The organism is Pseudarthrobacter humi (assembly GCF_024294965.1).
Lineage (GTDB): Bacteria > Actinomycetota > Actinomycetes > Actinomycetales > Micrococcaceae > Arthrobacter > Arthrobacter humi.
The window spans coordinates 49,720-75,950 of record NZ_JANCLV010000005.1 but is presented as its reverse complement, the minus strand read 5'-3'; the positions used below and the strand labels follow the sequence as shown (position 1 = coordinate 75,950).

Here is a 26,231-nt window from a genome sequence, read left to right as displayed (position 1 = left end):
GAATCAGCTGGCCAATGCAGACTTTCCTGTTCGAACGGCGGAACCTAGGTGCCCGACCAACTCCAGCCAATGACATAGAGTAGGTGCCCAATGTCAGCGGGCGACGGAATCGTAGCCATCCGAGGTGTGACTGTCCGGTTCGACTGGAGGGTTCCATCGCGTTGATGTCCACCGACTTCAAAGTTATCCCCAAAGGTTATCCACACCGATATCCACAGGCTTATCCACCTGCCCGCAAATCGTGGATGCAGTACCACTAGTGTTGTCCTTTAATTCAGCCGACACCAACAAGCTGGCTTTGCTCCCAGGGCAACTACCACGGACGAGGCGCATGCTCACGTGGGACTGGAGAAATCGCCGGAAATCCAACTATTGAAGTCGCTTTCCGTCCCGAAAAAGAGTCTGAATCGGCCTTGGTAGTGTTTCACGTGAAACGGGACTGCAGGCGCTATCCAATGCTCACGCTGACCGCTCGTTGCAGGATCCGCTCGTGTGGGCCAAATCTCTTCGTGATGTGTGCCACTAAGGAATCTATCCACAAAGTTATCCACAGCGATATCCACCGTGATATCCACCGCTTAATCCACACCTACGGGCCCAAGACTGTACTGGCTCCATCTCTTGTTGTGGCAGGTTTGCCGCACACGATGATGAACAGTGGGCCGAGGAATCATAATCTTGGGGGATCTTCTTTCTCCTAAACCAGACTGCTGTCCGCCTGGTTAGCTGATTCATCTTCGGCCGAGCCATGATCTGACGTGCTTGCAATTTTGGCCGCTGCCCCCTCGAGTCCGAACCTTCCGAACAGCTCCGTCTGTCTCAAACTGCTGCACAGCAAGACGACTCGGCCTCCACCAATTCCTTCCACTCCCGGACACTCCCCGACTGGGGCGTATTCTGGGCACCCCGCGGTCAGGTCCTAAAGGGGCGAAGCCCGGTCGCGGAGCTGGCCCAGAGACGCGCTATGACAGATTGCCCAAGGTTATGATGTGACGTCTTGGACCGTCGCGTTCCTGCCCAGGACTGTTACCGGATGAGGCAGCAGACGCCCCTATTGGCCAAGTCGGGCGATCGAGGCGCCCTTCCTGAAACTTGTTTGTATGGAGGCATCTTACAGACTCGTTTTTGTCGACTTCCTGTCTCCACAGAAGACCATTTGACGAAGGTCCCCAAGGGCGAGGTCGTACCTGCCTGCCCGCCCGCCTCAGCCGATGCCAACGATGCGCCGGCGTGTGGCCAGCATCCCGGCCTCGGCCGGAACATCTGAGGTGCCTCAATCTCAAGCGTCGTCAGTGGCTGCCAGCTCAAAGGTCCTCGGATGCGCCAGGAAGCTATCTGTTCGGCTATCTGCCCGTCGGATGGAACTCAGGCGTCAGGGTCTGGCCGCGACGGACGGGACAATCTGGACCACGGCATGGCTCTCCGCTGGATACGAACCCTCTGGACGGCTTACCAAGGTCCCAGAGTCATGGGCGGCCATGCGCTGGTTCAGCAGGATGTAGCCACTGGCGGCCCGTCACTGCCGGCCGGGGGATTGGGGTCGACATCATCCTCTAGGCGTGAAGAGGTCAACGTAGGCTCTAGTCCGTTAGCTCCAAGGTCTGTGAATTATCTCTGTTCCCGCGGCGATCGAGATGGGAGGGCGTTTAGGCTGCATGTTGCAATCCGTGTCCCAGCCCCCCTCGCCGGCACGGTTAGGGCGTCGGGACGTTGGGGCGTTGGGGCGTCGCGGCGTGGGCGTGCCGGAGTGCCGGAGTGCAGGGGTTCCGCGGCCACGCGGAGATGCCGGGCGCAGTGCCCTGGACTCGTCACGATGTTTCACGTGAAACCATATGGAAGACGACCGGGGCGTATACCGAGCCTTCCCCGCGATCTCGGCTACCCTCACGAAGCGTAGTGAATTGCTGCAGGAGTAATTTCTGGCCCGGTATTGGCTGCCCGCGCAGACCCCGTATGCTGCAAAGCCGAGTTTGCTTCACCGCAGCCGTGGCCGTAGATCAGGCGAGGCTGGCGAGATCACGCGGCGTTAGCTGTAAACCATACCAACTTCATGTTCGTTCTCGATGGCGCCGCCTAGATCCGGCACATACCCTCTTGATGTTTCACGTGAAACAGCCACCGCGAGACGTCTTCCCATCTGAACCTGACGTTGCCGAACCCGAATGTTGCCGAACCAGATTGAAAGTCAGAAGGCCATCTTGCGACCAGTCGCGGGGGGAGACGTCCACCCTGGCGCATCCGCTTAGGCACCGAGCCAGCCGCAGGCTGGGGCCAACAGCTGCACGGGTGCCTACGCTGCACACCAGCTCCCTGGAAGAGAAAAAGAGAGCAAGAACATCGAACACGGTGTTCCTGCCGCTTGGCAGTAAGGACACCGCACGCGACTGATTAGAAATTGTGCGAATCGACGCATTCTTCACCGCTTCGCAGCAACGGGAGCCCACTGGGCGTCAAGCATCACGACTCGTATCAGAGTGTTCAGCGATCCGTCGAATCCACCGCTCCTGCCTGACCGCCGTCTCGGGAGTTCGCGACTCCGCCAGCTGCATCGCCTTCAGTGCGCACCTCTAGTGCGTCAGCAAAACCGAAGCCACCGACGTCCACCGCTGCCGTGGCAACACCGGCAGAGACGCCAGCCTCAAGAGGGGACCAGTCGTTGGCGGAGTCCAGTCTATGGAGGAGTCCAAGGCAGCAGACAATGCGAAACTTGCGTCGCCACAACGGAACTATCCCATCGGGACCAGAGTGGCACGCGATGCGAACCGCGGGCTCAATCCCGGGGCGTGTCACAACCACGATGGCCACGCCAGTATCAGCTCCGGAGTGCGAGGATGGCGTCAATACAGACGAAGGAAGGGCCTGTTTCACGTGAAACAGGCCCTTCCTTGAACAGAGAACGCTAGTTTTCAGATCCCGGCGCAAGAACTTCCATGATGCGGTTCAGGTCTTCAACGCTGGCGAATTCAATGCTGACACGCCCCTTGCGGACACCCAGGGAAATCTTAACGTTGGTGTCCAAGCGGTCTGACAACGAGGATGCAAGATAGTCCAAGCGCTCATGGCGGGCTCCCGGACGAGGGATGTTGTTCTTGGCAGGCTTGGCAGGATCCTGATAGAGAGTGACGGCTTCTTCGGTTGCCCGAACAGACATGCCTTCAGCCACGATTTTCTGGGCGAGGCGTTCCATGGCAGCTGCATCCGGCAGGGCGAGCAGCGCGCGCGCGTGGCCAGCTGAAATAACGCTGGCCGCCACACGACGCTGAACCAGGGGCGGAAGTTTGAGGAGACGCAGCGTGTTCGAAACCTGGGGGCGTGAACGGCCAATGCGGTCCGCAAGCTGCTCGTGAGTCGTTCCGAAGTCTTCAAGCAGCTGCTGGTAAGCGGCAGCTTCTTCGAGCGGGTTCAACTGGCTGCGGTGCAGGTTCTCCAGCAGTGCATCCCTGAGGAGGTCATCATCAGTGGTGTCCCGGACAATTGCAGGGATGGTCGCCATCCCGGCCGCCTGCACTGCCCTCCACCGACGCTCACCCATCACCAGCTCATATGGTTCTCCACCTTCTTCGGTTGAAGTACGAACCACAATTGGCTGGAGGACGCCGATTTCGCGCACGGAGTGGATGAGCTCGGCCATGTCATCGTCATCGAAGACTGAGCGGGGCTGTTTGCGGTTCGGATGGATGTCGGTGACCGGAATCTCGGCAAAACGCACGCCGGGGACTTCCACGAGGTCAACACCGTTATCCGGCGTACTGCTTTGGGATTCAGGCGCCTCGGACACAGACTCGCCAGGCGCGCCTTCAACCGGCGTGGGCGAACCGTCCACCGTTGATGCAGCTGAACCGCCCTTTGCGGGAGCTTTCACAGGAGCCTTGGCGGGAGCTTTTGCGGCCGGCAGCTTCTCTGCTGTCTTGGCCGCCGGATTCGCGAGGGAGGCCGTTCTCGGAGCGGCTGCTTTCTTCGTTACCGATGCGTCGTTGGCCTCGGCCGGCACAACCGACTCGGAAGCAACCGACTCAGAAGAGGAAGCATCTAGAGCCGCCCCATCATTCCCTGAACCGTCGTCAGGGGACGCCACTTTCTTGCGGCCTTCAGGAAAAAAGAGATCCACAGGCCGCGACACAGCGCCACCGTTGCCCGACGCACTACCGGCGGAACTTGGAATGAGTGCGCCAAGACCGCGGCCTAGGCCACGTCGCTTTTCGCTCATGGATAATTCCCTCCGATGGAAGAGTCAGATCTTGCCGGACTCCGGTTGTTGCAGTTCTTGAAGATTCTAGCGTTCAGCGATTTCGGCTGCAGCTTCCAGGTAAGACAGGGCTCCACTGGAGGAAGGATCGTACGTCATGACGGTTTGCTGGTAGCTCGGAGCTTCTGAAATCCGCACTGAGCGGGGGACTACAGCACCAAGGACCTGCTCGGGGAAGTGGAGGCGAACTTCCGCTGCCACCTGGGCTGCAAGATTGGTCCGTCCGTCATACATCGTGAGGAGAATAGTGGAGACCACCAGATCCGCATTCAGGTGCTTCTGGATCATCTCAATGTTCTTGAGGAGCTGACTGAGGCCTTCCAGTGCGTAGTACTCACACTGGATGGGGATAAGGACCTCACCGGCAGCACAGAAGGCATTAACCGTGAGCAACCCGAGGCTGGGCGGACAGTCAATGAAGATGTAGTCGAGGCGTTCTTCGCCGTTCTTTGCCCGTGACTTGGCATAGACGTCGATCGCCCGGCGGAGCCGCTGCTCACGGGCCACAAGCGAAACAAGCTCAATCTCCGCGCCGGCCAGGTGAATGGTGGCAGGAGCACAGATCAGGTTGCTGATGTCCGGGCAGGGGGCCACGACGTCAGCGAGAGGGAAATCGTTGATGAGGACGTCGTAGATGCTGTCCACGTCGGCATGGTGCTCGACGCCGAGGGCGGTGGAGGCGTTGCCCTGGGGATCGATGTCAATGACCAGGACGTTCAGGCCGGCTGCGGCCAGGGCAGCAGCGATGTTCACGGTGGTGGTGGTCTTACCCACGCCGCCTTTTTGGTTGGACACCGTGAAGATACGGGTCTTCTCCGGCTTGGGAAGTTTCCGGCCAACCAGCCGTTCGCGGCGCCTGGTCTCGTGCGCGAGTTCCCGGGCGATAGGACTGGAATCGTCCATGGTATCCATGACGTTGATCCGGCCACCCGTTGTTGTTTCACGTGAAACAGAGGCAAGAATTGCCATTTCCGCAACCGGATTAGGGTGACTTTCCCCTCGTCCGGGTGCGGAACCCATACCCATGCCAGCAACTGATCGTGCTGACCCCAAAGACACGAACGGGGGTATCCGCTGTGTGGAGGCTTCGCTACTGGTCACTGGGACACACTCACTCTCGTTCGGCTTTTGCTGCCGTTGTCTAGCCTAACCGCTTCGCCCTGCAGACCAAGGTTACCGGGCCAGGACTAGGAGATCTTTCGGGACTTGTTAACGACGATCCGTACCACCGTGGTGGGTTCCTCCAGGAGGTTTTCACCGACAGTCACTACAGAGGTCTGGACGCCACCGAGTTTCCGGATGACCTTCGCTGCTTTTTCAATTTCCTCGCCTGCGCTGCGTCCCTTAATGGCCACAACTTCACCCTTGCCGGCGAGCAAGGGGATGGTCAGGCCGGCGAGGTTACTCAACGCGGAAACAGCCCGGGCAGTCACAACATCAGCGTCCACCATGCCAACCGCAAGCTCCGCCCGGGTCCGCATCACCGTGACGTTCGTCAAGCCTAGATCGTCCACCACTTCCTGGAGCCAGATCACCCGGCGCTCCAGCGGCTCGATCAGTGTCAGCTGGAGGTCCGGACGCGCGATGGCAAGGCAAAGTCCGGGGAGACCGGCTCCGCTTCCGACGTCGGCAACGCGACTGCCGTGCGCGATCTCGCTTTCGATGACGGCACAGTTAAGGACGTGACGGCTCCACAACCGCGGGATCTCACGCGGCCCGATCAGCCCGCGTTCGGTTCCGGACGTGGCCAGGTGCTCCACGTAGCGTTTGGCCAGGTCCAGGCGGTCACCGAAGATCTTCTCGGCCGCCAGCAATTCTGCTGCCGTGATGTCAACCATGATTAGCGGTTCAGCATTCTCTAGTCTGCGGATACTACGATGTGACGCCCGGGGCCTTCGCCCTCGGACTCGCTGACGAGTCCCAGGTCAGCGACGGCGTCATGAACGATTTTGCGTTCGTAGGCACTCATCGGCTCCAGTGCCACGGCTTTGCCGGACTCCTTGACCGAAGCTGCCGCATCCTCGGCGATCTTCTGGAGGTGGACGGCGCGCTGCTGACGGTAGCCGTTGATGTCCAGGACCAGGCGTGAACGGTTCTCCGTTGCGGAGAGAACAGAGAGCCGGGTCAGTTCCTGAAGGGCTTCGAGGACTTCGCCGTCTTCGCCTACGAGGCTGTCGAGACCATCAGTTTCTTCCTCGGCAACGATCGAAATGTATGTGCGGCCATTCCGGACTTCAATGTCAATGTCGCCGTCGATGTCAGCGATATCAAGGAGTTCCTCCAGGTAATCTGCGGCAACGTCGCCTTCCTCTTCGAGGCGGCTGGCAGCGGATCCCTTGGGCGAAGCATCGGCGTCCGTTGAGGCTTCGTCCTGATCGTCAATGACCTCGTCGGAAAGGGCGTGTTCGGTGCTTTCGGCTGACATTACTTTTTCTTCCTGTTCTTACGCTGGGGCTGGACGCGCTGTCCTTTTTGCTCGATGATCGCAGCGGCGGCAGCTGCCTCCGCTTCGGCATCGGCCTTCTTCCCGCCCAGAATGGGCAGGACCGGCAGGCCCTTGGCAGCCCGGCGCTCGGCGAGTGCCTTGGCGGCGGGGGATCCCGGCGTCGGCATGCGGCGGATGACGAAGAACTGCTGCGCCATGGTCCAGAGGTTGGTGGTGGTCCAGTAGATGAGGACACCGATGGGGAAGTTGATACCACCCACACCGAACACGACGGGCAGGATGTAAAGCATCATCTTCTGCTGGCGCATGAACGGGCTGGCCATGGCCTCTTCAGACATGTTCTTGGCCATGATCTGCTTCTGCGTGATGAACTGCGAGGCCGTCATGGCCAGGATCATCACAATCGAGAGGATCCAGACGGACGTCAGATTGCCCTCGCCGCCGTGCAGCAGCGATGCGGACAGTGTGGCGCCGAAGATCGTGGACTCATCGAACTGCACTACCTGGTCGTGGCTCATCGCCCCGATGCCGAGGCCCTTGTCACGGGCCGTGCTGATTCCGGACAACACGGTGAACAGCGCGAAGAAGAACGGCATCTGGATCAGCATGGGCAAGCAGGCAGAGAAGGGGTTGGTCCCGTGCTTCTTGTACATGGCCATCTGTTCCTGCGCCATGGCCTGGCGGGAAAGCTGGTCAGTCTTGCCCTTGTACTTGTCCTGGAGTTTCTTCAGGTCCGGCTGCAGCAGCTGCATGCCACGCTGCGCCTTGATCTGCTTGACGAAGACCGGGATCAGGGCGGCACGGATCACCAGCACCAGCCCGATGATGGACAGCGTCCACGTCCAGCCCGAAGCCTCCGGCAGCCCGATGCTGCTCAGGCCCTCGTGGAAGCCCACCATGATGATGGAAACGAGCCACTTGAACGGAAACATGATTGTTTCAAAGAAGTCCATACGATATCCCTATTCGTCAGGCCGCAAGGCGGCCTTCTCCATCAGTCTGAGCAGCCAGGTACTTGTCCGGGTTGTTCAGCACAACAATTGTGGGGGTCCGGTGATCGGGCCAGTGGCGGTGGCCGGCGGGAACATGGTCCACACCGCCGGCATTCCACGGATGGCAGCGCACAAGGCGACGGGCCGCAAGCCAGCTGCCCTTCACCGCCCCATGGACAGTGATCGCTTCAAGGGCGTACGCCGAGCAGGAAGGAAAGAAACGGCAGACCTGGCCATACAAGGGAGAAATCACCTTGCGGTATGCCATCAGCAGCAGAATAAGAATGTTTCTGGGCAGGTTCCAGAGAAAGGTGCCCACAGCGGCAGCAACAGGATGAAGGGAGTGGACGACGGCGGCAGTTACCTTACGCACGCTGTGTCCCTTCCTGTGTTGTACCGGTCGAACCGTTTACGGCAGCCCGCGGAAGGCGGCTGCCCAACCGGCTCATAGTTGATTCCAGTGCGGCGTTGTAGTCCGCCAGCAGTTGATCCCAGCTGGCGTCAGCGGACGCAGGCAGCGCCCGGACCACTATGGCGAACCCGGTACCGTACTCGCGCAGCGAGGCAGCACCGGCTTCTCTCAGTCTCCTCTTAACGAGGTTCCTGACCACAGCGTTCCCGACACCTTTGGAAACAATGAACCCGATCCGGCTGGGTTCGTCGGCAGCAATAGCTGCCGCATATAACACTACGTTCCGGCGTCCATTGCGGACACCGGAACGTACGGTTGTTGAAAAATCGGTTGCAGTCCTCAAACGGTTACGGGTGGCCAGCACCTTAAACTCGCAAAGAAAAGATTACCGACGAGTCAGATATCTAGGCCGACAGTTCGGTGCGGCCCTTGCCACGACGGGCTGCCAGGATGGCACGGCCGGCACGGGTACGCATACGAAGGCGGAAGCCGTGCTTCTTGGCTCGACGGCGGTTATTCGGCTGAAAAGTCCGCTTGCTCACGTTAGTTACTCCAGTGGATCAAAGGTGCGCCCACCCGATCAGTAAAAGGGGAAGAACTGGCCGACGCTAAGTTTTGTATATGCACGCTTCCCCCGGCTGCTTCAACGCGGTGCGTCAAAGAGATTCAGAAGGGGCCAAAAAGCGTACACAAAGGACTTCACAACGTTAGGGCAAAATGCCTGCCAGAGTCAAACCGGGGTACCCCTGCGTCCCTGTCCCCGGCTGTGGTTAACCTGGCCCCACAGCCTGTGGATGAAGTGGCTCACAAGGCCTGTTTTCGAACCACAACGGTGTAATTATCCACAAGCTACTTCCCAGCTATCTTCTGGCCTTTTGTTCCCCTAGAGTGGCTCAGTAGCCGATTATCCACGGACTGTGCATAACTCTGTGGATGAAGCTGAACCAGCATCCTGGTTCGGGACTTGGGGCTGCACGTAATGCAGGCACGCAAGTTTTGAGGAACTGATTGATGACAGTAGACGAAGCCAACCACGCCAATACTGTCGGAAGTTCCTGGCGTCGGGTGGTGAGCCTGCTCGAGCAGGACGACCGCGTATCTCCACGGCAGCGGGGCTTTGTCATCCTGGCGCAGGCCCAGGGCCTGATCGGATCCACCCTCCTGGTGGCCGTTCCCAACGAACTGACCCGCGAAGTCCTTCAGACCCAGGTCAAGGACGCCCTGGATGACGCCCTGCATAACGTTTTCTCCGAGGACATCCGCTGCGCGATCGACGTGGACACTGATCTGGTGCCGCTCCACACGGAGCCGGAACCCGTCGTCGAACCTTCCTACTCGCCGGACCAGCTGATCGAACAGAAGCCGCAGCCGATGCTGCCGAGCACTTCCCACGAGTTCGGCCGGCTGAACCCCAAGTACGTCTTCGATACCTTTGTGATCGGTTCGTCCAACCGCTTTGCCCATGCAGCTGCCGTGGCCGTGGCCGAAGCGCCCGCCAAGGCCTACAACCCGCTGTTCATCTACGGTGATTCCGGACTGGGCAAGACCCACCTCCTGCACGCGATCGGCCACTATGCCCGCCGCCTGTACAGCGGAATCCGGGTCCGGTACGTGAACTCCGAAGAGTTCACCAACGACTTCATCAACTCCATCCGCGATGACGAAGGCGCCAGCTTCAAGACCACGTACCGCAACGTGGATGTGCTGCTGATCGATGACATCCAGTTCCTGGCAGGCAAGGACCGGACGCTGGAGGAGTTCTTCCACACGTTCAACTCCCTGCACAACAACAACAAACAGGTGGTCATCACCTCGGATCTGCCGCCCAAACAGCTGGCAGGTTTCGAGGACCGGATGAAGTCCCGCTTCGAGTGGGGCCTCCTCACCGACATCCAGCCGCCCGAGCTCGAGACCCGCATCGCCATCCTGCGGAAGAAGGCGCTCAGCGAAGGCCTCTCCGCCCCGGACGATGCCCTGGAATACATCGCTTCCAAGATCTCCAGCAATATCCGCGAACTCGAAGGCGCACTGATCCGGGTCACGGCATTCGCCAGCCTGAACCGTCAGCCCGTCGATGTTGCGTTGGCTGAGATGGTCCTCAAAGACCTCATCACGGACGACGGGGCCCAGGAAATCACGTCGAGCCAGATCCTGATCCAGACGGCGGAGTACTTCAAGCTCACCATGGAGGAACTCTGCAGCAAGTCCCGGACCCGCACGCTGGTGACCGCCCGGCAGATCGCCATGTACCTCTGCCGCGAACTCACGGACATGTCCCTACCGAAGATCGGCCAGGAACTCGGCGGCCGCGACCACACCACGGTGATCCACGCGGACCGCAAAATCCGTGAACTGATGGCTGAGCGTCGTGTGATCTACAACCAGGTCACCGAACTCACCAACAGGATCAAGCAGCAGCAGCGCAACTCCTGAGCCGTCGCCTCTATACCTTATTAACAGGTGCATGTGGATAACCCTGTGGATACTTAAGGGGACAACTGAGCTTAATGGGCTTAAAACCCTTAAGCCGCCTGTGGATCAGCGAAAACCCAAAAATTGTTATCCCCATCCACAGCCTGTTTAAAACCTGCGTCACCCACAATCCATGAACAGGGCTTAACCGCTGGATCCTGCGGCCGGATCGAGTTATCCACAGTATCCACAGCAGTTATTAACACTACTAATCCCAAGAAATTGATTTCCCTCAAATAACAATCTCGATCCGCACCCCGAACCGGCCCAGGCCCAAGGGCCTCCGGACCCCAGGCGTCCTGACCGGGGATGGGTTAATCAGCTGTCTTCCGGCTAAGCTGTCAGCAGCGCTCCCATCCTCGGGTTTCTTTGTGGTTCAGCACTTGATGAACCATGCAGGTTCCGTTGTTGGGGCGCCACTACTTTTGGGCTCCCTGTGGGAGTTTCCGGTTCAGACAAGGCAGCAGCAATGAAAGGCGGCACCCTTCCGTGAAGTTCAGAGTCGAACGGGACGTCCTGGCAGAAGCCGTCACCTGGACAGCCCGGTCGTTGTCTCCGCGGCCGCCGGTTCCAGTGCTGTCCGGCCTGCTCCTGAAGGCTGAAGCCGGCACGGTCAGCCTCTCGAGCTTTGACTACGAGACCTCCGCACGGCTGGACATCCCCGCGGACATCACCGCCGAGGGAACCATCCTCGTTTCCGGACGCCTCCTCGCAGACATTTGCCGCAGCCTTCCTTCCGCTCCGGTGGTCGTGGAGACCGATGGCAACAAGGTGACGCTGACCTGCCGCCGCAGCAGCTTCCACCTGGCCACCATGCCCGAGGCCGAATACCCGCCGCTGCCTGCGTTGCCCGCCATCAGCGGCACCGTCCCGGGTGACGCATTCGCCCAGGCTGTGTCCCAGGTGATCATTGCGGCCAGTAAGGATGACACGCTCCCCATCCTGACCGGCGTCCGGATGGAGATCGAGGATGACCTCATCACGCTTCTGGCAACCGACCGCTACCGTCTGGCCATGCGCGAAGTGCCGTGGAAGCCCACCACCCCGGGAATTTCCACCAGTGCGCTGGTCAAGGCAAAAACCCTCAACGAAGTGGCCAAGACGCTTGGCAACAGCGGCGACATCAACCTCGCCCTTGCTGACGATGACAGCCGGCTGATCGGTTTCGAAAGCGGCGGCCGCACCACCACGTCGCTGCTCGTGGATGGCGATTACCCCAAGATCCGCTCGCTGTTCCCGGATTCCACGCCCATCCACGCAACTGTCCAGACGCAGGAACTTGTGGAAGCCGTCCGCCGTGTGTCGCTGGTGGCCGAACGCAACACACCGGTTCGCCTCGCGTTCACCGAAGGACTGCTGCACCTGGACGCCGGCACCGGCGAAGATGCCCAGGCCTCCGAAGAACTCGAAGCCCAGCTCTCCGGTGACGACATCACCGTCGCCTTCAACCCGCACTACCTGGTGGAAGGCCTGAGCGTCATCGAAACGAAGTACGTCAGGTTCTCCTTCACCACGGCGCCGAAGCCCGCGATGATCACGGCCCAGGCAGACGCCGACGGTGAGGACCAGGACGACTACCGTTACCTGGTCATGCCCGTCCGCCTTCCCAACTAGGTAGCAGAAAACGTCGTTATGGGCCCTCATAACGACACTTAGTGCGACCTAGTTGGGATGACCCGTTCAGCAACAGCCAACCCCGTGCAGAAAAGAGACCCACGTGCATATTGGACTGATCGGCCTTGGCAAGATGGGTTTCAACATGCGCGAACGCCTGCGCAAGGGCGGCATTGAGGTCACGGGTCTTGACCGCAACCCGGAGGTCACCGATGTTGCCTCCGTGGATGAGCTCATTGCGGCGGTTCCGGCCCCGCGGCTGATCTGGGTCATGGTCCCGTCAGGCGACATCACCGATGCCGTTATCACCGAACTCGGGGACAAGCTCGACGCCGGCGACCTGGTGATCGACGGCGGCAACTCCCGCTTCACCGAGGACCAAAAACATGGTGCCGCGCTGGCTGAGAAGGGGATCCGTTTCGCCGACTGCGGTGTTTCCGGCGGAGTGTGGGGCCTCCAGAACGGGTACGGGCTCATGGCCGGCGGCGATGCCGCCGATATTGAGCGGGCACTGCCTGTTTTCGATGTGCTCCGTCCCGAAGGCGAGCGGGCGGACAGCTTTGTCCACGTCGGCGGAATCGGTGCCGGACACTACGCCAAGATGGTCCACAATGGCATCGAGTACGGCCTGATGCAGGCGTACGCCGAGGGCTACGAACTGCTGGCTGCCAAGGACATTGTTGACGACCTGCCCGGTACGTTCCGTGCCTGGCAAAAGGGCACCGTGGTCCGGTCCTGGCTGCTGGACCTGATGGTCAAGGCGCTGGACGAGGACCCGGGACTGGAATCCATCGATGACTACGTCGAAGACTCGGGCGAAGGCCGCTGGACCGTTGAGGAGGCCATTGCCAACGCTGTCCCGGCGCCGGCCATCACAGCTGCACTCTTCGCGCGCTTCTCCTCCCGCGAGGAAAACTCGCCCGCCATGAAGATGGTTTCCGCGCTGCGCCACCAGTTCGGCGGGCATGCCACCCGTCCCGCCAAGTAAAATCCACCCCGGGACCGTGGGTTCCGAGAATTGTCGAACACAGCGTGTACCTAGAACACCTATCGCTCACTGACTTCCGCAGCTACGCCCAGGTTGACCTCCCGCTCGAACCGGGGGTCACCGTGCTCGTCGGGGCAAACGGCATCGGCAAAACCAACCTCATGGAGGCCATTGGATACCTGGCCACCCTCAGCTCGCACCGGGTCAGCTCCGACGCCCCGCTGCTCCGGTTCGGCACGGACCGCGCGCTGGTCCGTGCCCGCCTGGTCCGCGGCGGCCAGACCACAGTTCTGGAACTTGAGATCAACGCCAGCCGAGCCAACAGGGGGCGGATCAACCGCAGCAATCCCGTCCGTGCCAGGGATCTCCTGGGGATCTGCCAGACAGTGCTTTTCGCCCCTGAAGACCTGGCGCTCGTCAAGGGAGATCCGTCCAACCGCCGCCGGTTCCTCGACGAGCTGCTGGTCAGCCTCATGCCCCGGCACGCGGCGACCCGCACGGACTATGACCGCGTCCTGAAACAGCGCAACGCCCTGCTCAAATCCGCCCGCGCCGGAAAATTCACTGCCGGGCACGAGGCCACCCTCGATGTCTGGGACCAGCACATGGCCCGGGCGGGCGCCGAACTGCTGCACGCGCGGCTGAAACTGGTGGAACTGTTGAGACCGCACCTGGCCAAGGCGTATGCCCAGCTCACGGATGGCTCCAAGGAAGCGAATGCCGTCTACCGGTCCACCCTCGAAAACCTGATGGACGACGACGGCGGCGCGGCACCGGGTGCCGGCGGCGGGTTTTTGGCGGGAGAGTCCGCCGCTGCCGAAGATCTGTGGGACCTCACCGTTGAGGACCTCACCGGCCGCTATGTCCAGGCCTTTGCGACCTCCCGCCGCAAGGAACTTGAACGCGGAATCTCCCTGGTGGGGCCGCACCGGGATGAGCTCGAACTGATCCTCGGCGAAGCGCCCGCCAAGGGGTACGCCTCGCACGGCGAAACCTGGTCGATGTGCCTCTCCCTCCGGCTCGCCTCCTATTACGTCATGCTCGATGACGCGAGGACCGGCGGGTCTGCGCCGATCCTTATCCTCGACGACGTTTTCGCCGAGCTGGATGTGGGGCGCCGGCGTAAACTGGCGGCAATAGTCTCCGGCGCGGAACAGGTCCTGGTGACCGCCGCCGTCGACGCCGATATCCCGGAGGAACTCTCCGGCCGGCGGGTGAAGGTCGTCCCGGGAGGAATCGATGAATAAGGATGAAAAGGGCGGGCTACAGCCTGGCCGGGATCCTGACAACATCGACGCGCCGCAGGCTGCGCTCAACCGCATGCGCGAGGCCGCGGCTGCACGCGGCGAAATCCGCCGGAAGGCGCCCCCCAAGGCCGGCGCCGCCAAGACAAAGGGTGGGATCCGGGATACCCGCGGTTTCAGCCAGTTCCATTCCACCGGCCGTGATCCGCTGGGGCTCGGCAAAGTGGTGGGACGGCTCGTGGCCGAACGCGGCTGGAGCTCGCCGGTAGCGGTGGGGTCGGTCATGGCAGAGTGGGCCACACTGGTTGGCCCGGAGATTTCAGCGCACTGTACCCCGGAGAGCTTCACCGATACCACCCTTCATGTGCGCTGCGACTCGACGGCCTGGTCCACGCAGCTGCGGCTGCTGAGCAACAGCCTGCTGGAGAAGTTCCGCACGGAACTGGGCGATGGTGTGGTCACCAGCATCCAGGTGCTCGGCCCGTCAGCACCCAGCTGGCGCAAGGGGGGACGCACCGTCAACGGCCGCGGGCCGCGCGATACGTACGGTTAGCCGCCGTCGACTCTTGAATATTCGTCCGGCGGCGTGTAGGGCGGGCTAACGCCCTTGGGGTGTATAGGCACCCGGAGGCGGGACCTCGAGGGCGCCCTAGGCGGGGTCAATGGCCTCGCATCGGCACATCAAGGTCCCGCGACGCCTGCCGGAATGCGGGTTTGCAGCCCATTTCACGATAGAATCACAGCAGATAACTGGGCGCCGGTGAAACGTTGACTGAGTCCGTTTTCCGCACGCTCTCCGCAGGCGGACTTCGGTCCTGCACGTCGACGTATCCGTCAGCGCCATCAGCTTGTGCCTGTTGGCGGATGCTTTCCCCTGGAAGGCCGCCGCCGGCCATCATCGAAAAAGAGGAGTCGACAGCACCTGTGGCTAACGACAATACAGATACCCAGGCAGTGGAACGCGCTACGGAGGATGTCCCTACTCCCGATACCCCGGCGGAGGCCGTGACACCCCGGGAGTACGGCGCAAGCGACATCACTGTACTTGAGGGCCTCGAAGCCGTCCGGAAACGCCCGGGCATGTATATCGGCTCCACCGGGCCGCGCGGCCTGCACCACCTGGTCTATGAAGTCGTGGACAACTCTGTTGACGAGGCGCTGGCCGGGTACTGCACGCACATCGAAATAGTCCTGCAGGCCGACGGCGGCGTCAAAGTTGTAGATGATGGCCGCGGCATCCCCGTGGACATGCATCCCACCGAGCACAAGCCCACCGTGGAAGTGGTTATGACCATCCTGCACGCCGGCGGCAAGTTCGGCGGCGGCGGCTACGCCGTCTCGGGCGGCCTCCATGGCGTGGGTATCTCCGTGGTGAACGCGCTTTCCAGCAGGGTGGACACCGAAGTCCGGCGGCAGGGCAACGTCTGGCGGATGTCCTTCGCCGACGGCGGCAAGCCCCAGGGTGGGCTGGTCAAGGGCGAAGAGAGCGCCACCACCGGCACCACCCAGACCTTCTACCCGGACGCGGGAATTTTCGAATCCACTGAATTTGATTTCGAGACGCTCCGCGCCCGCTTCCAGCAGATGGCCTTCCTGAACAAGGGCCTGCGGATCACGCTCACGGACGAGCGCACCGCAGCCTCGAACGCGGACGCCAATGAGGACCTTGACCTTGACGCTGTGGTCACGGAAGGCGAAGTCGCCGCTGAGCACCGCACCGTGGTGTACCAGTACGACGACGGCCTGCTGGACTATGTGAAGCACCTGAACTCGGGCAAGAAGGTTGATGTTGTCCACGAAGACGTCATTTCCTTCGAAACCGAGGACACGGAACGGCACATCGCGCTGGAAATGGCGATGCAGTGGACCAACGCGTATTCCGAGAGCGTCCACACCTATGCCAACACCATCAACACCCACGAGGGCGGCACCCACGAAGAGGGTTTCCGCGCCGCGATGACCTCCCTCATCAACCGCTACGCGCGGGAGAAGAGCATCATCAAGGAAAAGGACGACAACCTCACCGGTGACGATATCCGTGAAGGCCTCACGGCGGTCATCTCCGTGAAGCTGGCCGAGCCGCAGTTCGAGGGCCAGACCAAGACCAAGCTCGGCAACTCCGAGGTCAAGGGCTTCGTCCAGCGCGTTGTCACCGACGGCCTGGGCGACTGGCTGGAACGCAACCCCGGCCCCGCCCGCGATGTCATCCGTAAGGCCATCTCCGCGGCCCAGGCCCGGATGGCCGCGCGGAAGGCCCGTGACAATGCGCGCCGCAAGAGCCCGCTGGAATCCTTCGGGATGCCCGGCAAGCTGTCCGACTGTTCCTCGAAGGATCCCGCCCGCTGCGAGGTGTACATCGTGGAGGGCGACTCCGCCGGCGGTTCCGCCAAGCGAGGCCGCAACCCTGAAACCCAGGCCATCCTGCCGCTGCGCGGCAAGATCCTGAACGTGGAGCGGGCCCGGCTGGACAAGGCCCTGGGCAACACCGAGGTCCAGTCCATGATCACCGCGTTCGGCACCGGCATCGGCGAGGACTTCGACCTCAGCAAGCTCCGGTACCACAAGATCGTGCTGATGGCCGACGCTGACGTCGACGGCCAGCACATCACCACGCTGCTCATGACGCTGCTGTTCCGCTATATGCGCCCGCTGATCGAAAACGGCTACGTGTACCTGGCGCAGCCCCCGCTGTACCGGATCAAGTGGTCCAACGCGCCGCACGACTACGTCTTCAGCGACAAGCAGCGCGATGCCAAGCTCCTGTCCGGGCAGGCCGCCGGCCGCCGTATTCCGAAGGACAACGGCATCCAGCGCTACAAGGGCCTGGGCGAGATGGACTACACCGAGCTGTGGGACACCACCATGGACCCGGACCACCGGACCCTCCTGCAGGTCACCATGGACGATGCCCTGGCAGCGGACCAGACCTTCTCCACACTGATGGGCGAAGACGTGGAGTCCCGCCGAAACTTCATCCAGCAGAACGCCAAGGACGTCAGGTTCCTGGATATCTGACCGGTTCACCGAGCAGATATTCCAAGACCGACATATACCTGAAACGGAAAATATAAACGATGAGTGACGAGACACCCGAGAACCCGGCGGAATCCGCCGATCTTCCGGAAAGCGTTCTTGAAGGCGACGTGCTGGTTGACCGCGTGGAGCAGGTGGACCTGCAGACGGAAATGCAGCGCTCGTACCTGGACTACGCCATGGCCGTTATTGTGGGCCGTGCCCTTCCCGACGTGCGCGATGGCCTCAAGCCCGTGCACCGCCGCGTGCTGTACGCGATGTTCGACGGCGGTTACCGGCCGGAACGGTCCTTCAACAAGTGCGCCCGTGTGGTGGGCGAGGTCATGGGCCAGTACCACCCCCACGGCGACACCGCGATCTACGATGCGCTGGTCCGCCTGATCCAGGACTGGACGATGCGCTACCCGCTGGCCCTGGGCCAGGGCAACTTCGGTTCGCCGGGCAATGACGGTGCCGCCGCCCCGCGGTACACCGAAACGAAGATGTCCCAGCTAGCCATGGAGATGGTCCGGGACATTGACGAGGAAACCGTCGACTTCCAGGACAACTACGACGGCAAGAACCAGGAACCCACCATCCTGCCGGCCCGTTTCCCCAACCTGCTGGTCAACGGCTCCTCCGGCATTGCCGTGGGCATGGCCACCAACATTCCGCCGCACAACCTCCGCGAAGTAGCCGACGGCGTCCAGTGGTACCTGGCCAATCCGACGGCCAGCCGCGAGGAACTGCTCGAAGAGCTGCTGCTCCGCATCAAGGGACCCGATTTCCCCACCGGCGCGACCATTCTCGGCCACAGGGGCATTGAGGACGCGTACCGGACGGGCCGCGGCTCCGTGACCATGCGCGCCGTGGTCAACGTCGAGGAACTCCAGGGCCGCACGTGCCTGGTTGTCACCGAACTGCCCTACCAGGCCAACCCGGACAACCTGGCCATCAAGATCGCCGAACTGGTCAAGGACGGGAAGATCTCCGGCATTGCGGACCTCCGCGACGAGACCTCCGGCCGCACCGGCCAGCGGCTGGTCATTGTGCTCAAGCGCGACGCCGTGGCCAAGGTGGTGCTGAACAACCTGTACAAGCACACCGACCTGCAGAGCAACTTCTCCGCCAACATGCTGGCCATCGTGGACGGGGTTCCGCGCACGCTGAGCCTGGACGCCTTCATCCGCCATTGGGTAACGCACCAGTTGGACGTCATTGCGCGCCGTACCCGGTACCGCCTGCGCAAGGCCGAGGAAGAGGCGCACATCCTGCGTGCCCTCCTGAAGGCACTGGATGCGCTGGACGAGGTCATTGCGCTCATCCGTGCGTCCAACACCACCGAAGCCGCGCGCGACGGACTGATGCAGCTGCTGGACATCGACGAGCTGCAGGCCCGGGCCATCCTGGACATGCAGCTGCGCCGCCTTGCAGCCCTGGAACGCCAGAAGATCCAGGACCGCCATTCCGAACTTGAGGCCCTGATCGCCGAGTACAACTCGATCCTTGCCTCCGAAGAACGCCAGCGCGAGATCATCAGCACCGAGCTGGGCGAAATCGTGGCCAAGCACGGTGATGACCGCCGCACCAAGATCCTGATGGGCTTCGACGGCGACATGTCCATGGAGGACCTGATTCCGGAGGAGGAAATGGTTGTCACGATTACCCGCGGCGGTTACGTCAAGCGCACGCGCAGCGACAACTACCGGTCGCAGCAGCGCGGGGGCAAGGGCATCAAGGGCGCCCAGCTCCGCGGCGACGACGTGGTGGAGCACTTCTTTGTGACCACCACCCACCACTGGCTGCTCTTCTTCACCAACCTCGGCCGGGTCTACCGGGCGAAGGCGTACGAACTGGTGGAGGCCGGCCGTGATGCCAAGGGCCAGCACGTCGCCAACCTGATGGCCTTCCAGCCGGACGAGCACATCGCCCAGGTCCTGGACATCAGGGACTACCAGCAGGCCCCTTACCTCGTGCTGGCAACGAAGCGAGGCCTGGTCAAGAAGACCCGGCTGGAGGACTACGATACCAACCGCTCCGCCGGCGTCATCGCGATCAACCTGCGCGACGAGGACGAGCTGGTTTCCGCCCAGCTGGTCTCCGAAACGGATGACCTCATGCTGGTGTCCCGCATGGGCCAGTCCATCCGCTTCACCGCCACCGACGATGCCCTGCGCCCCATGGGCCGGGCCACGTCCGGTGTCACGGGCATGAAGTTCCGCGAGGATGATGAGCTGCTGGCAGCCGACGTCGTCACGGACGGTTCGTTCGTCTTTGTGGTCACCGAGGGCGGTTACGCCAAACGCACCGCGGTGGAGGAATACCGCCTGCAGGGCCGCGGCGGCCTCGGCATCAAGGTGGGCAAATACCAGGAGGAACGGGGCCATCTCGTGGGCGCCCTGATTGTCCAGGAAGAAGACGAGGTCCTGGTGGTCATGGAAGGCGGCAAGGTTGTCCGATCATCCGTGGCCGGCGTACCGGCCAAGGGCCGCGACACCATGGGTGTTATCTTCGCGAAGCCGGACAAGAACGACCGCATCATTGAAGTGGCCAGGAATAGCGAACGCGGCCTTGAGGGCGAAGAATCCGTGGACGATGACGTAACGTTGGCTGAAGAGGCCGGGTCCCCCGAGGGATCCGCAGGGTCAGCAACAACGGCAGAAACATCACCGGCTGTTGAGTCAGAGGACGCCTCCGGCGACGCTGAGCCGAACGAAGACTACACCGGAGGTAACGAGTGAGTAATCCCGACTCATATCCCAAGCCGAGCAGTAATGTCCCCGGCGGAACGCCGCCGCCGGCGGCCGCACCCCGCGTGAACGCCCCCGTCCGTCCGCAGCAGCGCCCGCCGGCCCCTGCCGGTGCGCCGGGGCAGCGGCAGGCCGTTCCCGGCCAGCGCCCTGCGCAGGACCGGGTTCCGGCAGGCCAGGCCGGCCAGCGTGCCGGCCAGGGCCGGCAGGCGGCAGCACAGCCAAGCCAGCGCCCAGTGCCGGGCCGGTCTCCGCAGGCCCAGCCCGGCCTGGTCAAGCCTGCACCCAAGGCCAAGGTCAGGCGTGCACGGCTGCTGGTCAGCAAGGTGGATCCCTGGTCTGTCCTGAAGATGGCATTCCTCCTGTCGGTGGCGCTGGGAATCGTCACCGTCGTGGCCGCCATCGTCCTTTGGACCGTCCTGGACCTCACCGGAATCTTTGACCAGGTGGACAGCCTCCTGGGCACCCTGGCAGGCTCCGAAGGCGGCGGGTTCGAACTGAAGAAGGTCGCATCCCTGGGCCAGGTGGCTTCCTTTGCCACGATTATCGCCGTGGTGAACGTTGTCCTGCTGACGGCGCTGTCCATGCTGTCAGCGGTGCTTTACAACATCTCAGCAACGCTTGTTGGCGGCATCGGCGTCACCCTCACGGACGACTGAAAACCCTTAATTTCACCGGAATTTCTCCGGCGAAATGCCTCGATTTGAGATCGGGCCGGGATGTGCTGTAAAGTCATGTCTCGGCCCGATGAGGCATCGGGGCGTATAGCTCAGGCGGTTAGAGCGCTTCGCTGATAACGAAGAGGTCCCAGGTTCAAGTCCTGGTACGCCCACGGAACCTGTGCAGGTTCGAAGGAAGGTTCGGTTTGCTTCACGGCAGGCAGGATCGGAACGGGGAGCATGTGAAGAAGTTGCTGGTACTTGCAGCTGCGATCGCAGGCGTCCTGCTCTACAGGAAAGCACAGGAATCCGAGGCCCGGAAAACAGTCTGGAGCCAGTCGACCGACAAGGTCGAATAGGCCGGATTCCCGGACCGGGAGCTTGCAAAAGGCTCCACGGTTCTAGGGTATGATTGACGGGTTGCTTCTTATGGGGGCATGGCGCAATTGGTAGCGCACCTGCTTTGCAAGCAGGGGGTTCGGGGTTCGAGTCCCCGTGCCTCCACCATAAGAAAAGAGTCCCGGACAGCTGAAAAGCTGTCCGGGACTCTTTCGTTAAGGCGGCACAGTGCTAATCCAGGACAGTAGGGTTGAGCGGTGAACTTTCTTCTTGCGGCCGTGGGCGTCCTGGGTGTGGCGTCGTCCGGGCCGTTGATCGCCGCGACCCTCGGTGCCACCACCGTCAGTGCCCTCGCCATCGCCTTCTGGCGCAACGCCATCGGGGCCGCCGTGATGGCCACCCCCACCGTGGTCCGCGAACCCCGGCAGTTCGGCCGGATCACCGGCCCTGAGTTCCGCTGGTCGCTGCTCGCCGCCGTGGCCCTGGCCCTACACTTTGCCTGCTTCATTACGTCCCTCCAGCTGACGTCCGTGGCTGCCGCCACCGCCCTGGTCTGCCTGCAGTCGGCCTGGATCGCGGTCTTCCAGCTCTTCCGCGGCACCAGGCACCGCTGGCAGGTGCTGGCAGGGCTGGGGATTGCCTTTGGTGGTGTTATCACCATCACCGGGTTCGACCTGGGATCCTCGCCGGACGCGCTCCTGGGCGACCTCCTGGCCGTCGCGGGCGGGGCCCTGGCCGGCCTCTACACGCTCGCCGGCGGCAAGGCCCGCCAGACCATGACCACGGGAACGTACACCACGCTCTGCTACGGGATGTGTGCGGCCTTTGTGGCGGTGCTGGCGCTCTTCAGCGGCCAGCCGCTGGTGGGGTTCGACGCCGTTGGCTGGGTGGGGATCCTGGCGATCACCGTGTGTGCCCAACTGGTGGGCCACACAGCCTTCAATCACCTGCTGGCCACGATGAGCCCGCTGCTGGTGTCCATGATTATCCTGCTGGAGATCCCCGGCGCAGCCGTGCTGGCCGCGGTCTTCCTGCACGAGACGCTGCCCGCCGGCACCTACGGCGGGCTGGGGCTCATCCTCGTGGGCCTCGCCGTCGTGGTTCTGGGACAGCGGTCAGGCTTCAGGAAACGGCGCGAAGGTTCCGCCGAGCGTGGGGATGAACCGCCGTCGGACCGTCTGGCTGAACTCGGAACGGACTGAAGCGGGCCTATTGTCCGCCGCGGCGGACAGGCTGGGCGGTGTTGACCGTGTGGATGGCCCGCAGGAGCTTCGCCGGGAAATAGACCGAGAAGAACACCACCATGGGTGCCTTGAGGGCCATTTTCTTGACGTTGTGCGCCTTGTACGTGCGGTCGAAGCGGGTCACGTAGTACCGGTAGTCCCGCGGTGAATCCTCGAGCCGGCGGGCGGACATCCCGGATACCATCTGGGGCCAGTACTGGACCTTGAGTTCGTGGTCGGCGAGGTGCAGGGAGAGATCGATGTCCTCGTGCATCTCGTCCTTCTCGTCCCGGCAGGTTTCGGCCCGGATGGTTTCCCATGCCGTAGCCCGCAGGGCCATGTTGGAGCCGAACAGGAAGTGGTACTGGTGCTTGGCGAGCTTGAGCATCAGCTGACGCATCTTGTCGTCTGCCTTGAGCCCGAACCGCCGCATCGGCATGTCGTAGTAGACCACCGGTCCGGTGGCTGCCTGGATGGACGGATCAAAAAAGGCCTTCTGAACCTGCTCCACCCAGTCGGGCTCGACGACGGAATCGGCGTCAATGCGACCCAGGACGTCGCCGGTGGCATGGTTGAGGCCAAAATTACGAGTGGGAATCAGGCCCTGGTCCCGGTCCTGGCTGAGCAGGATGATGGGGCTTTCCGGATACTCCAGCTGCATCTGCGCCACGATGGCGGCGGTGCGGTCAGTGGAGAGGTTGTCCACCACGATGATTTCGTGGGCCGGCACCGACTGGTACACCGCAGCGATAAGACACTGCCGGATGACACTTTCCTCGTTGTAAGCCGGGATGACAATGGACACGAGCGGCAGCTGTGCTGCGTCGTTCAAGGCATCCCCAGAGGATTTATCGGCTGACATCAGTTCAAATTTAGCACCGATCAGGGTTCGTCCCGCCAGCGACTGGGCCCGGCCCGGACAAACACTGGGAAAACACTGAAGGGGCCCCGCACCAGGCGGGGCCCCTTCAGTGGGCGGCGCGACGGCGCCGGAAGTGCTAGTTGCTGCCCTTGTCCGCGGAACCGTTCATGTTGGCCGCAATGTTCTTGATGGCGGTCTTGGCATCGGTGGACGCCTTGGCTGCTGCGTCTGCCGATTCATCGGCGACGTGCTTGGCCTTCTCTGCCGAATCCTCCGCGTCCGCGGCAACATCCTCTGCCTGGCCGGCCACGGCGTCAGCGGCTGAACCGGTGGCGGCTGCAGCCTTGCTGGCTGCATCCGCGGCCGTGTCCTTGGCGTCGTTCACGGTGGTGGCAGGAACCGGTGCAGGAGTGACAGGAGATGGGGTCTTCCACGGGTCTTCCACGGGCTTGGAGGCTTTCCAGGCCGCGACGCCGGCGGCGACGGCTGCGGCGATGATGCCGAACACCAGCCAGCCGCGCTTCTTGGGCTTCTGCGGCTGGGCGATCTGGACTCCCACGGCCTTGCCCGCTTCGTGCGCGGCGGCCTTGAGCTGCGTGCCGGCCGTCTGTGCCTGTTCCTGGAGGGAATGCACGACGCCGGAATCGGCAAGCCGCTGGGCGACGGCATCCACGTGGGACGGCGCGCTTTCCAACGTGCGGTGCACGGCGTCGGACGCGTGGCCGATCTGGTCCGAAAGGCGCGGCAGGTATTCCACCACCACGCGGTCACGGGCGTTCTGGATCACGGGAGTGGCCTTGTCCAGGGCTTCGTACAGGCGCGGCGTAGCGACCTCAACGGCGTCGTGGATTTTCGGGGCGAGCTGGGCGAGCCCCTCCTGGATGCGCGGTGTCACCGTTGCGACGCCGTCCGCAAGGTTATGGGCCGCGGTCTTGAGCCCTTCCTGGATTTTGGGAGAGGCAGTGTCCAGGCCATGCTGCAGGCGGGGAACTGCCCAATCCACCGCTGCTTCCACGCGGGGGGATGCCCAGTCCTTGGCGTTCTCAACTGCGCTGTTGACTGACTGTTCAAGGTCACGGGCAATACGATCCGATTTCTTCACAACTACCTCCCGATTAATGTGACGGTTCTGTTGTTAGCCTACGTGCCTTGACCTGCACGGGCTATTCTTCCAGCGGATTTACGGCTGATTTCACCCAGCGCGGAACTGCCGGTCCAGCCCTGTCCGCGTTGACCTGCCGTGAAAGAATAGGCGGCATGACTGCAATCGCAACTGCAAAAGCAACCATCCACACGAGCCTCGGCGACATCGTCGTTAATCTCTTCGGCAACCACGCGCCGAAGACGGTCAAGAACTTCGTTGGCCTGGCCACCGGGGAACAGGCCTGGACCCACCCCGAGACCGGTGAGGACAAGACGGGCACGCCGCTGTATGACGGCACCATCTTCCACCGCATCATCAAGGACTTCATGATCCAGGCCGGCGATCCGCTGGGCCGCGGCGTAGGCGGACCGGGCTACAAGTTCGACGACGAAATCCACCCCGAACTCAGCTTCAACGCCCCCTACAAACTGGCCATGGCCAACGCCGGCATCCAGGCGGGCAAGGGCACCAACGGCTCACAGTTCTTCATCACCACCATCCCCACCGACTGGCTGCAGGGCAAGCACAGCATCTTCGGCGAGGTTGCTGACGAGGAATCCAAGAAGGTCGTCGACGCCATCGAGGGCGTCCGCACCGGCATGGGTGACCGCCCGGTTGAGGACGTCACCATCAACAGCATCGACATCGAGCAGCTCTAACCCAACACATGAGCTACGGAATTCCGGCGGCTGAGCCGTCCGCGCAGGTTCCGGTGTGCCCCAGGCACCCGGACCGGCCCTCCTATGTGCGCTGCCAGCGCTGCGGCCGCCCAGCGTGCCCGGACTGCCAGCGGGCGGCCGCCGTCGGATTCCAGTGTGTTGACTGCGTCAACGAAACAAAGCGCACGACGCCGGCGGTCAAGACTGTCTACGGCGGCGCCGTGGCAACCGGCAAACCACTAGTGACGTTTGGAATTATCGCCCTGTGCGCGGTGATGTACGTTCTGCAATGGGTGGTCCCCGGCGAGTGGATCTACCAGAACCTGGCGTTCGCCAATGTTTTTGCCACTCCCGAATTCGGTGAGTTCGAACCGTGGCGGATGCTGACGGCGGCGTTCCTGCACTCCCAGGGATTCATCCTCCACATTGTGCTGAACATGTACATGCTGTGGATTTTCGGCCAGGCGCTCGAACCGCTTCTCGGCCGGGTCCGTTTCCTGGCCCTGTATCTTATCTCTGCCATCGGGGGTTCGGTCGGCTACCTTCTGCTGACTCCCGGCTATGTGCCTGGTGTGCCTCTTGCCGGAGTGGTGGGCGCCTCGGGCGCCATCTTTGGACTCTTCGGGGCGATGCTCCTGGTGCAGCGTCACCGCGGCGGGGATACACGGCAGCTGTGGATCCTGATCGCCATCAACGGCGTGATCGGATTTGTGGTCCCCCAGATCGCCTGGCAGGCGCACCTGGGCGGGCTCGTCACAGGAGCCTTGTGCGCTGCCGTCATTGCGTACACACCCCGGGGCCCGCGGCAGCGCCTGCTGCATGCCGCCGGACTGGCCGGAGTGGTTCTCCTACTGGTCCTCGCGAGTTGGCTCCGCGTCACAGCCGGCTGACCGCCCGGGTCCGTGGCCCAGCTCCAACAGACCGCTTAACCCCCGGTGTCCCAACGGACACCGGGGTTTTTTTGTGCCTTGTGTGGCCTCTGAACCGCGATGCCGTTCACTTGCTGGGTGCGTCCCGCCGTGCGAGCAGCCCCTGATCGGCCTCAGGCCCCTGACGATGGCGCCGAAGTTATCCACAGCGGTTATCCACACTGTTGGTAACTTACACGGGTGTAGTTCAGGATTTCAATGTGCCCCTGCTCCCGCACGTCCGCCCTTTTGCCGGATTTC

Annotated in this window: 22 protein-coding genes and 2 tRNA genes; 14 read left to right on the top strand and 10 right to left on the bottom strand. The window is 62.4% G+C overall.

The window, feature by feature from the left end; all coding sequences use genetic code 11:
* Positions 1-2,899: 2,899 nt before the first annotated feature.
* From NFC73_RS09300 to rpmH, 8 genes are all read right to left on the bottom strand, one after another.
* Positions 2,900-4,207 (bottom strand): ParB/RepB/Spo0J family partition protein, encoded by a 1,308-nt coding sequence (locus NFC73_RS09300; protein ID WP_254749562.1) that lies wholly within the window; start codon positions 4,205-4,207, stop codon positions 2,900-2,902.
* Positions 4,208-4,273: 66 nt separating this feature from the next.
* Positions 4,274-5,347, bottom strand: coding sequence for a ParA family protein (locus tag NFC73_RS09295; protein WP_254749561.1), 1,074 nt, complete (start codon positions 5,345-5,347; stop codon positions 4,274-4,276).
* A gap of 86 nt (positions 5,348-5,433) precedes the next feature.
* Positions 5,434-6,084, bottom strand: coding sequence for a 16S rRNA (guanine(527)-N(7))-methyltransferase RsmG (gene rsmG, locus NFC73_RS09290; RefSeq protein ID WP_254749560.1), 651 nt, complete (start codon positions 6,082-6,084; stop codon positions 5,434-5,436).
* Between the two features lie 20 nt (positions 6,085-6,104).
* The gene (locus NFC73_RS09285) at positions 6,105-6,671 is read right to left on the bottom strand and encodes a Jag family protein (protein ID WP_254749559.1); all 567 of its coding nucleotides are present in this window, start codon (positions 6,669-6,671) and stop codon (positions 6,105-6,107) included.
* Positions 6,671-7,645 carry a membrane protein insertase YidC gene (gene yidC / locus NFC73_RS09280; RefSeq protein ID WP_254749558.1) on the bottom strand — a complete coding sequence of 325 codons (975 nt, stop codon included), beginning with the start codon at positions 7,643-7,645 and terminating at the stop codon, positions 6,671-6,673. The genes NFC73_RS09285 and yidC overlap by 1 nt, the downstream gene beginning before the upstream one ends.
* A gap of 16 nt (positions 7,646-7,661) precedes the next feature.
* The gene (gene yidD, locus NFC73_RS09275) at positions 7,662-8,057 is read right to left on the bottom strand and encodes a membrane protein insertion efficiency factor YidD (RefSeq protein ID WP_252600890.1); all 396 of its coding nucleotides are present in this window, start codon (positions 8,055-8,057) and stop codon (positions 7,662-7,664) included.
* Entirely contained in the window at positions 8,050-8,460 is a 411-nt protein-coding gene (rnpA, locus tag NFC73_RS09270; RefSeq protein WP_254749557.1) for a ribonuclease P protein component, read from the bottom strand. The genes yidD and rnpA overlap by 8 nt, the downstream gene beginning before the upstream one ends.
* A 40-nt stretch (positions 8,461-8,500) precedes the next feature.
* Positions 8,501-8,638 carry a 50S ribosomal protein L34 gene (rpmH, locus tag NFC73_RS09265; protein ID WP_003800212.1) on the bottom strand — a complete coding sequence of 46 codons (138 nt, stop codon included), beginning with the start codon at positions 8,636-8,638 and terminating at the stop codon, positions 8,501-8,503.
* Positions 8,639-9,107: 469 nt separating this feature from the next.
* Between rpmH and dnaA the strand changes: the two genes are divergently transcribed.
* From dnaA to NFC73_RS09205, 12 genes are all read left to right on the top strand, one after another.
* Positions 9,108-10,529, top strand: a complete 1,422-nt coding sequence (gene dnaA, locus NFC73_RS09260) for a chromosomal replication initiator protein DnaA (RefSeq protein WP_056342735.1) — start codon at positions 9,108-9,110, stop codon at positions 10,527-10,529.
* Between the two features lie 528 nt (positions 10,530-11,057).
* A complete protein-coding gene (dnaN, locus tag NFC73_RS09255) occupies positions 11,058-12,182 on the top strand; it encodes a DNA polymerase III subunit beta (RefSeq protein ID WP_058930635.1) in 1,125 nt (374 codons plus the stop codon).
* Between the two features lie 103 nt (positions 12,183-12,285).
* Positions 12,286-13,170, top strand: coding sequence for a phosphogluconate dehydrogenase (NAD(+)-dependent, decarboxylating) (gene gnd / locus NFC73_RS09250; protein WP_254749556.1), 885 nt, complete (start codon positions 12,286-12,288; stop codon positions 13,168-13,170).
* A 44-nt stretch (positions 13,171-13,214) separates the two neighbouring features.
* Positions 13,215-14,417 carry a DNA replication/repair protein RecF gene (gene recF, locus NFC73_RS09245; protein ID WP_254749555.1) on the top strand — a complete coding sequence of 401 codons (1,203 nt, stop codon included), beginning with the start codon at positions 13,215-13,217 and terminating at the stop codon, positions 14,415-14,417.
* On the top strand, positions 14,410-14,967 hold the full coding sequence (locus NFC73_RS09240) for a DciA family protein (protein ID WP_056342749.1): 558 nt from the start codon (positions 14,410-14,412) through the stop codon (positions 14,965-14,967). Before recF ends, NFC73_RS09240 begins: the two co-directional genes overlap by 8 nt.
* Before the next feature lie 371 nt (positions 14,968-15,338).
* On the top strand, positions 15,339-17,429 hold the full coding sequence (gene gyrB / locus NFC73_RS09235) for a DNA topoisomerase (ATP-hydrolyzing) subunit B (protein WP_308292667.1): 2,091 nt from the start codon (positions 15,339-15,341) through the stop codon (positions 17,427-17,429).
* Positions 17,430-17,488: 59 nt separating this feature from the next.
* Entirely contained in the window at positions 17,489-20,167 is a 2,679-nt protein-coding gene (gyrA, locus tag NFC73_RS09230) for a DNA gyrase subunit A (RefSeq protein WP_254749554.1), read from the top strand.
* Positions 20,164-20,835, top strand: a complete 672-nt coding sequence (locus NFC73_RS09225; protein ID WP_254749552.1) for a DUF3566 domain-containing protein — start codon at positions 20,164-20,166, stop codon at positions 20,833-20,835. Before gyrA ends, NFC73_RS09225 begins: the two co-directional genes overlap by 4 nt.
* Before the next feature lie 99 nt (positions 20,836-20,934).
* A tRNA-Ile gene (locus tag NFC73_RS09220) sits at positions 20,935-21,008 on the top strand.
* A 69-nt stretch (positions 21,009-21,077) separates the two neighbouring features.
* On the top strand, positions 21,078-21,194 hold the full coding sequence (locus tag NFC73_RS09215) for a DLW-39 family protein (RefSeq protein WP_210412373.1): 117 nt from the start codon (positions 21,078-21,080) through the stop codon (positions 21,192-21,194).
* Between the two features lie 72 nt (positions 21,195-21,266).
* Positions 21,267-21,342, top strand: a tRNA-Ala gene (locus NFC73_RS09210).
* A gap of 89 nt (positions 21,343-21,431) precedes the next feature.
* Positions 21,432-22,376: a DMT family transporter gene (locus tag NFC73_RS09205; protein ID WP_254749551.1), complete on the top strand. Its 945-nt coding sequence runs from the start codon at positions 21,432-21,434 to the stop codon at positions 22,374-22,376.
* A gap of 7 nt (positions 22,377-22,383) precedes the next feature.
* Here NFC73_RS09205 and NFC73_RS09200 read toward each other — a convergent pair whose 3' ends face one another.
* Complete coding sequence (locus NFC73_RS09200) at positions 22,384-23,259, bottom strand: glycosyltransferase family 2 protein (RefSeq protein ID WP_254749549.1); 876 nt, start codon at positions 23,257-23,259, stop codon at positions 22,384-22,386.
* 136 nt (positions 23,260-23,395) lie between these two features.
* Positions 23,396-24,361, bottom strand: coding sequence for a hypothetical protein (locus NFC73_RS09195; RefSeq protein WP_254749547.1), 966 nt, complete (start codon positions 24,359-24,361; stop codon positions 23,396-23,398).
* 155 nt (positions 24,362-24,516) lie between these two features.
* Between NFC73_RS09195 and NFC73_RS09190 the strand changes: the two genes are divergently transcribed.
* Both NFC73_RS09190 and NFC73_RS09185 read left to right on the top strand, forming a co-directional pair.
* Entirely contained in the window at positions 24,517-25,062 is a 546-nt protein-coding gene (locus NFC73_RS09190) for a peptidylprolyl isomerase (RefSeq protein WP_254749545.1), read from the top strand.
* An 8-nt stretch (positions 25,063-25,070) separates the two neighbouring features.
* Positions 25,071-25,952 carry a rhomboid family intramembrane serine protease gene (locus NFC73_RS09185; protein ID WP_254749543.1) on the top strand — a complete coding sequence of 294 codons (882 nt, stop codon included), beginning with the start codon at positions 25,071-25,073 and terminating at the stop codon, positions 25,950-25,952.
* The last annotated feature ends 279 nt before the right edge of the window (positions 25,953-26,231 follow it).

Coding starts and splice junctions, on each gene's coding strand:
- yidC (WP_254749558.1), bottom strand. CDS start 7,645: ATGGACTTCTTTGAAACAATCATGTTTCCGTTCAAGTGGCTCGTTTCC.
- NFC73_RS09190 (WP_254749545.1), top strand. CDS start 24,517: ATGACTGCAATCGCAACTGCAAAAGCAACCATCCACACGAGCCTCGGC.
- rsmG (WP_254749560.1), bottom strand. CDS start 6,084: ATGGTTGACATCACGGCAGCAGAATTGCTGGCGGCCGAGAAGATCTTC.
- NFC73_RS09185 (WP_254749543.1), top strand. CDS start 25,071: ATGAGCTACGGAATTCCGGCGGCTGAGCCGTCCGCGCAGGTTCCGGTG.
- NFC73_RS09300 (WP_254749562.1), bottom strand. CDS start 4,207: ATGAGCGAAAAGCGACGTGGCCTAGGCCGCGGTCTTGGCGCACTCATT.
- NFC73_RS09200 (WP_254749549.1), bottom strand. CDS start 23,259: ATGTCAGCCGATAAATCCTCTGGGGATGCCTTGAACGACGCAGCACAG.
- NFC73_RS09240 (WP_056342749.1), top strand. CDS start 14,410: ATGAATAAGGATGAAAAGGGCGGGCTACAGCCTGGCCGGGATCCTGAC.
- dnaA (WP_056342735.1), top strand. CDS start 9,108: ATGACAGTAGACGAAGCCAACCACGCCAATACTGTCGGAAGTTCCTGG.
- gyrA (WP_254749554.1), top strand. CDS start 17,489: ATGAGTGACGAGACACCCGAGAACCCGGCGGAATCCGCCGATCTTCCG.
- NFC73_RS09285 (WP_254749559.1), bottom strand. CDS start 6,671: ATGTCAGCCGAAAGCACCGAACACGCCCTTTCCGACGAGGTCATTGAC.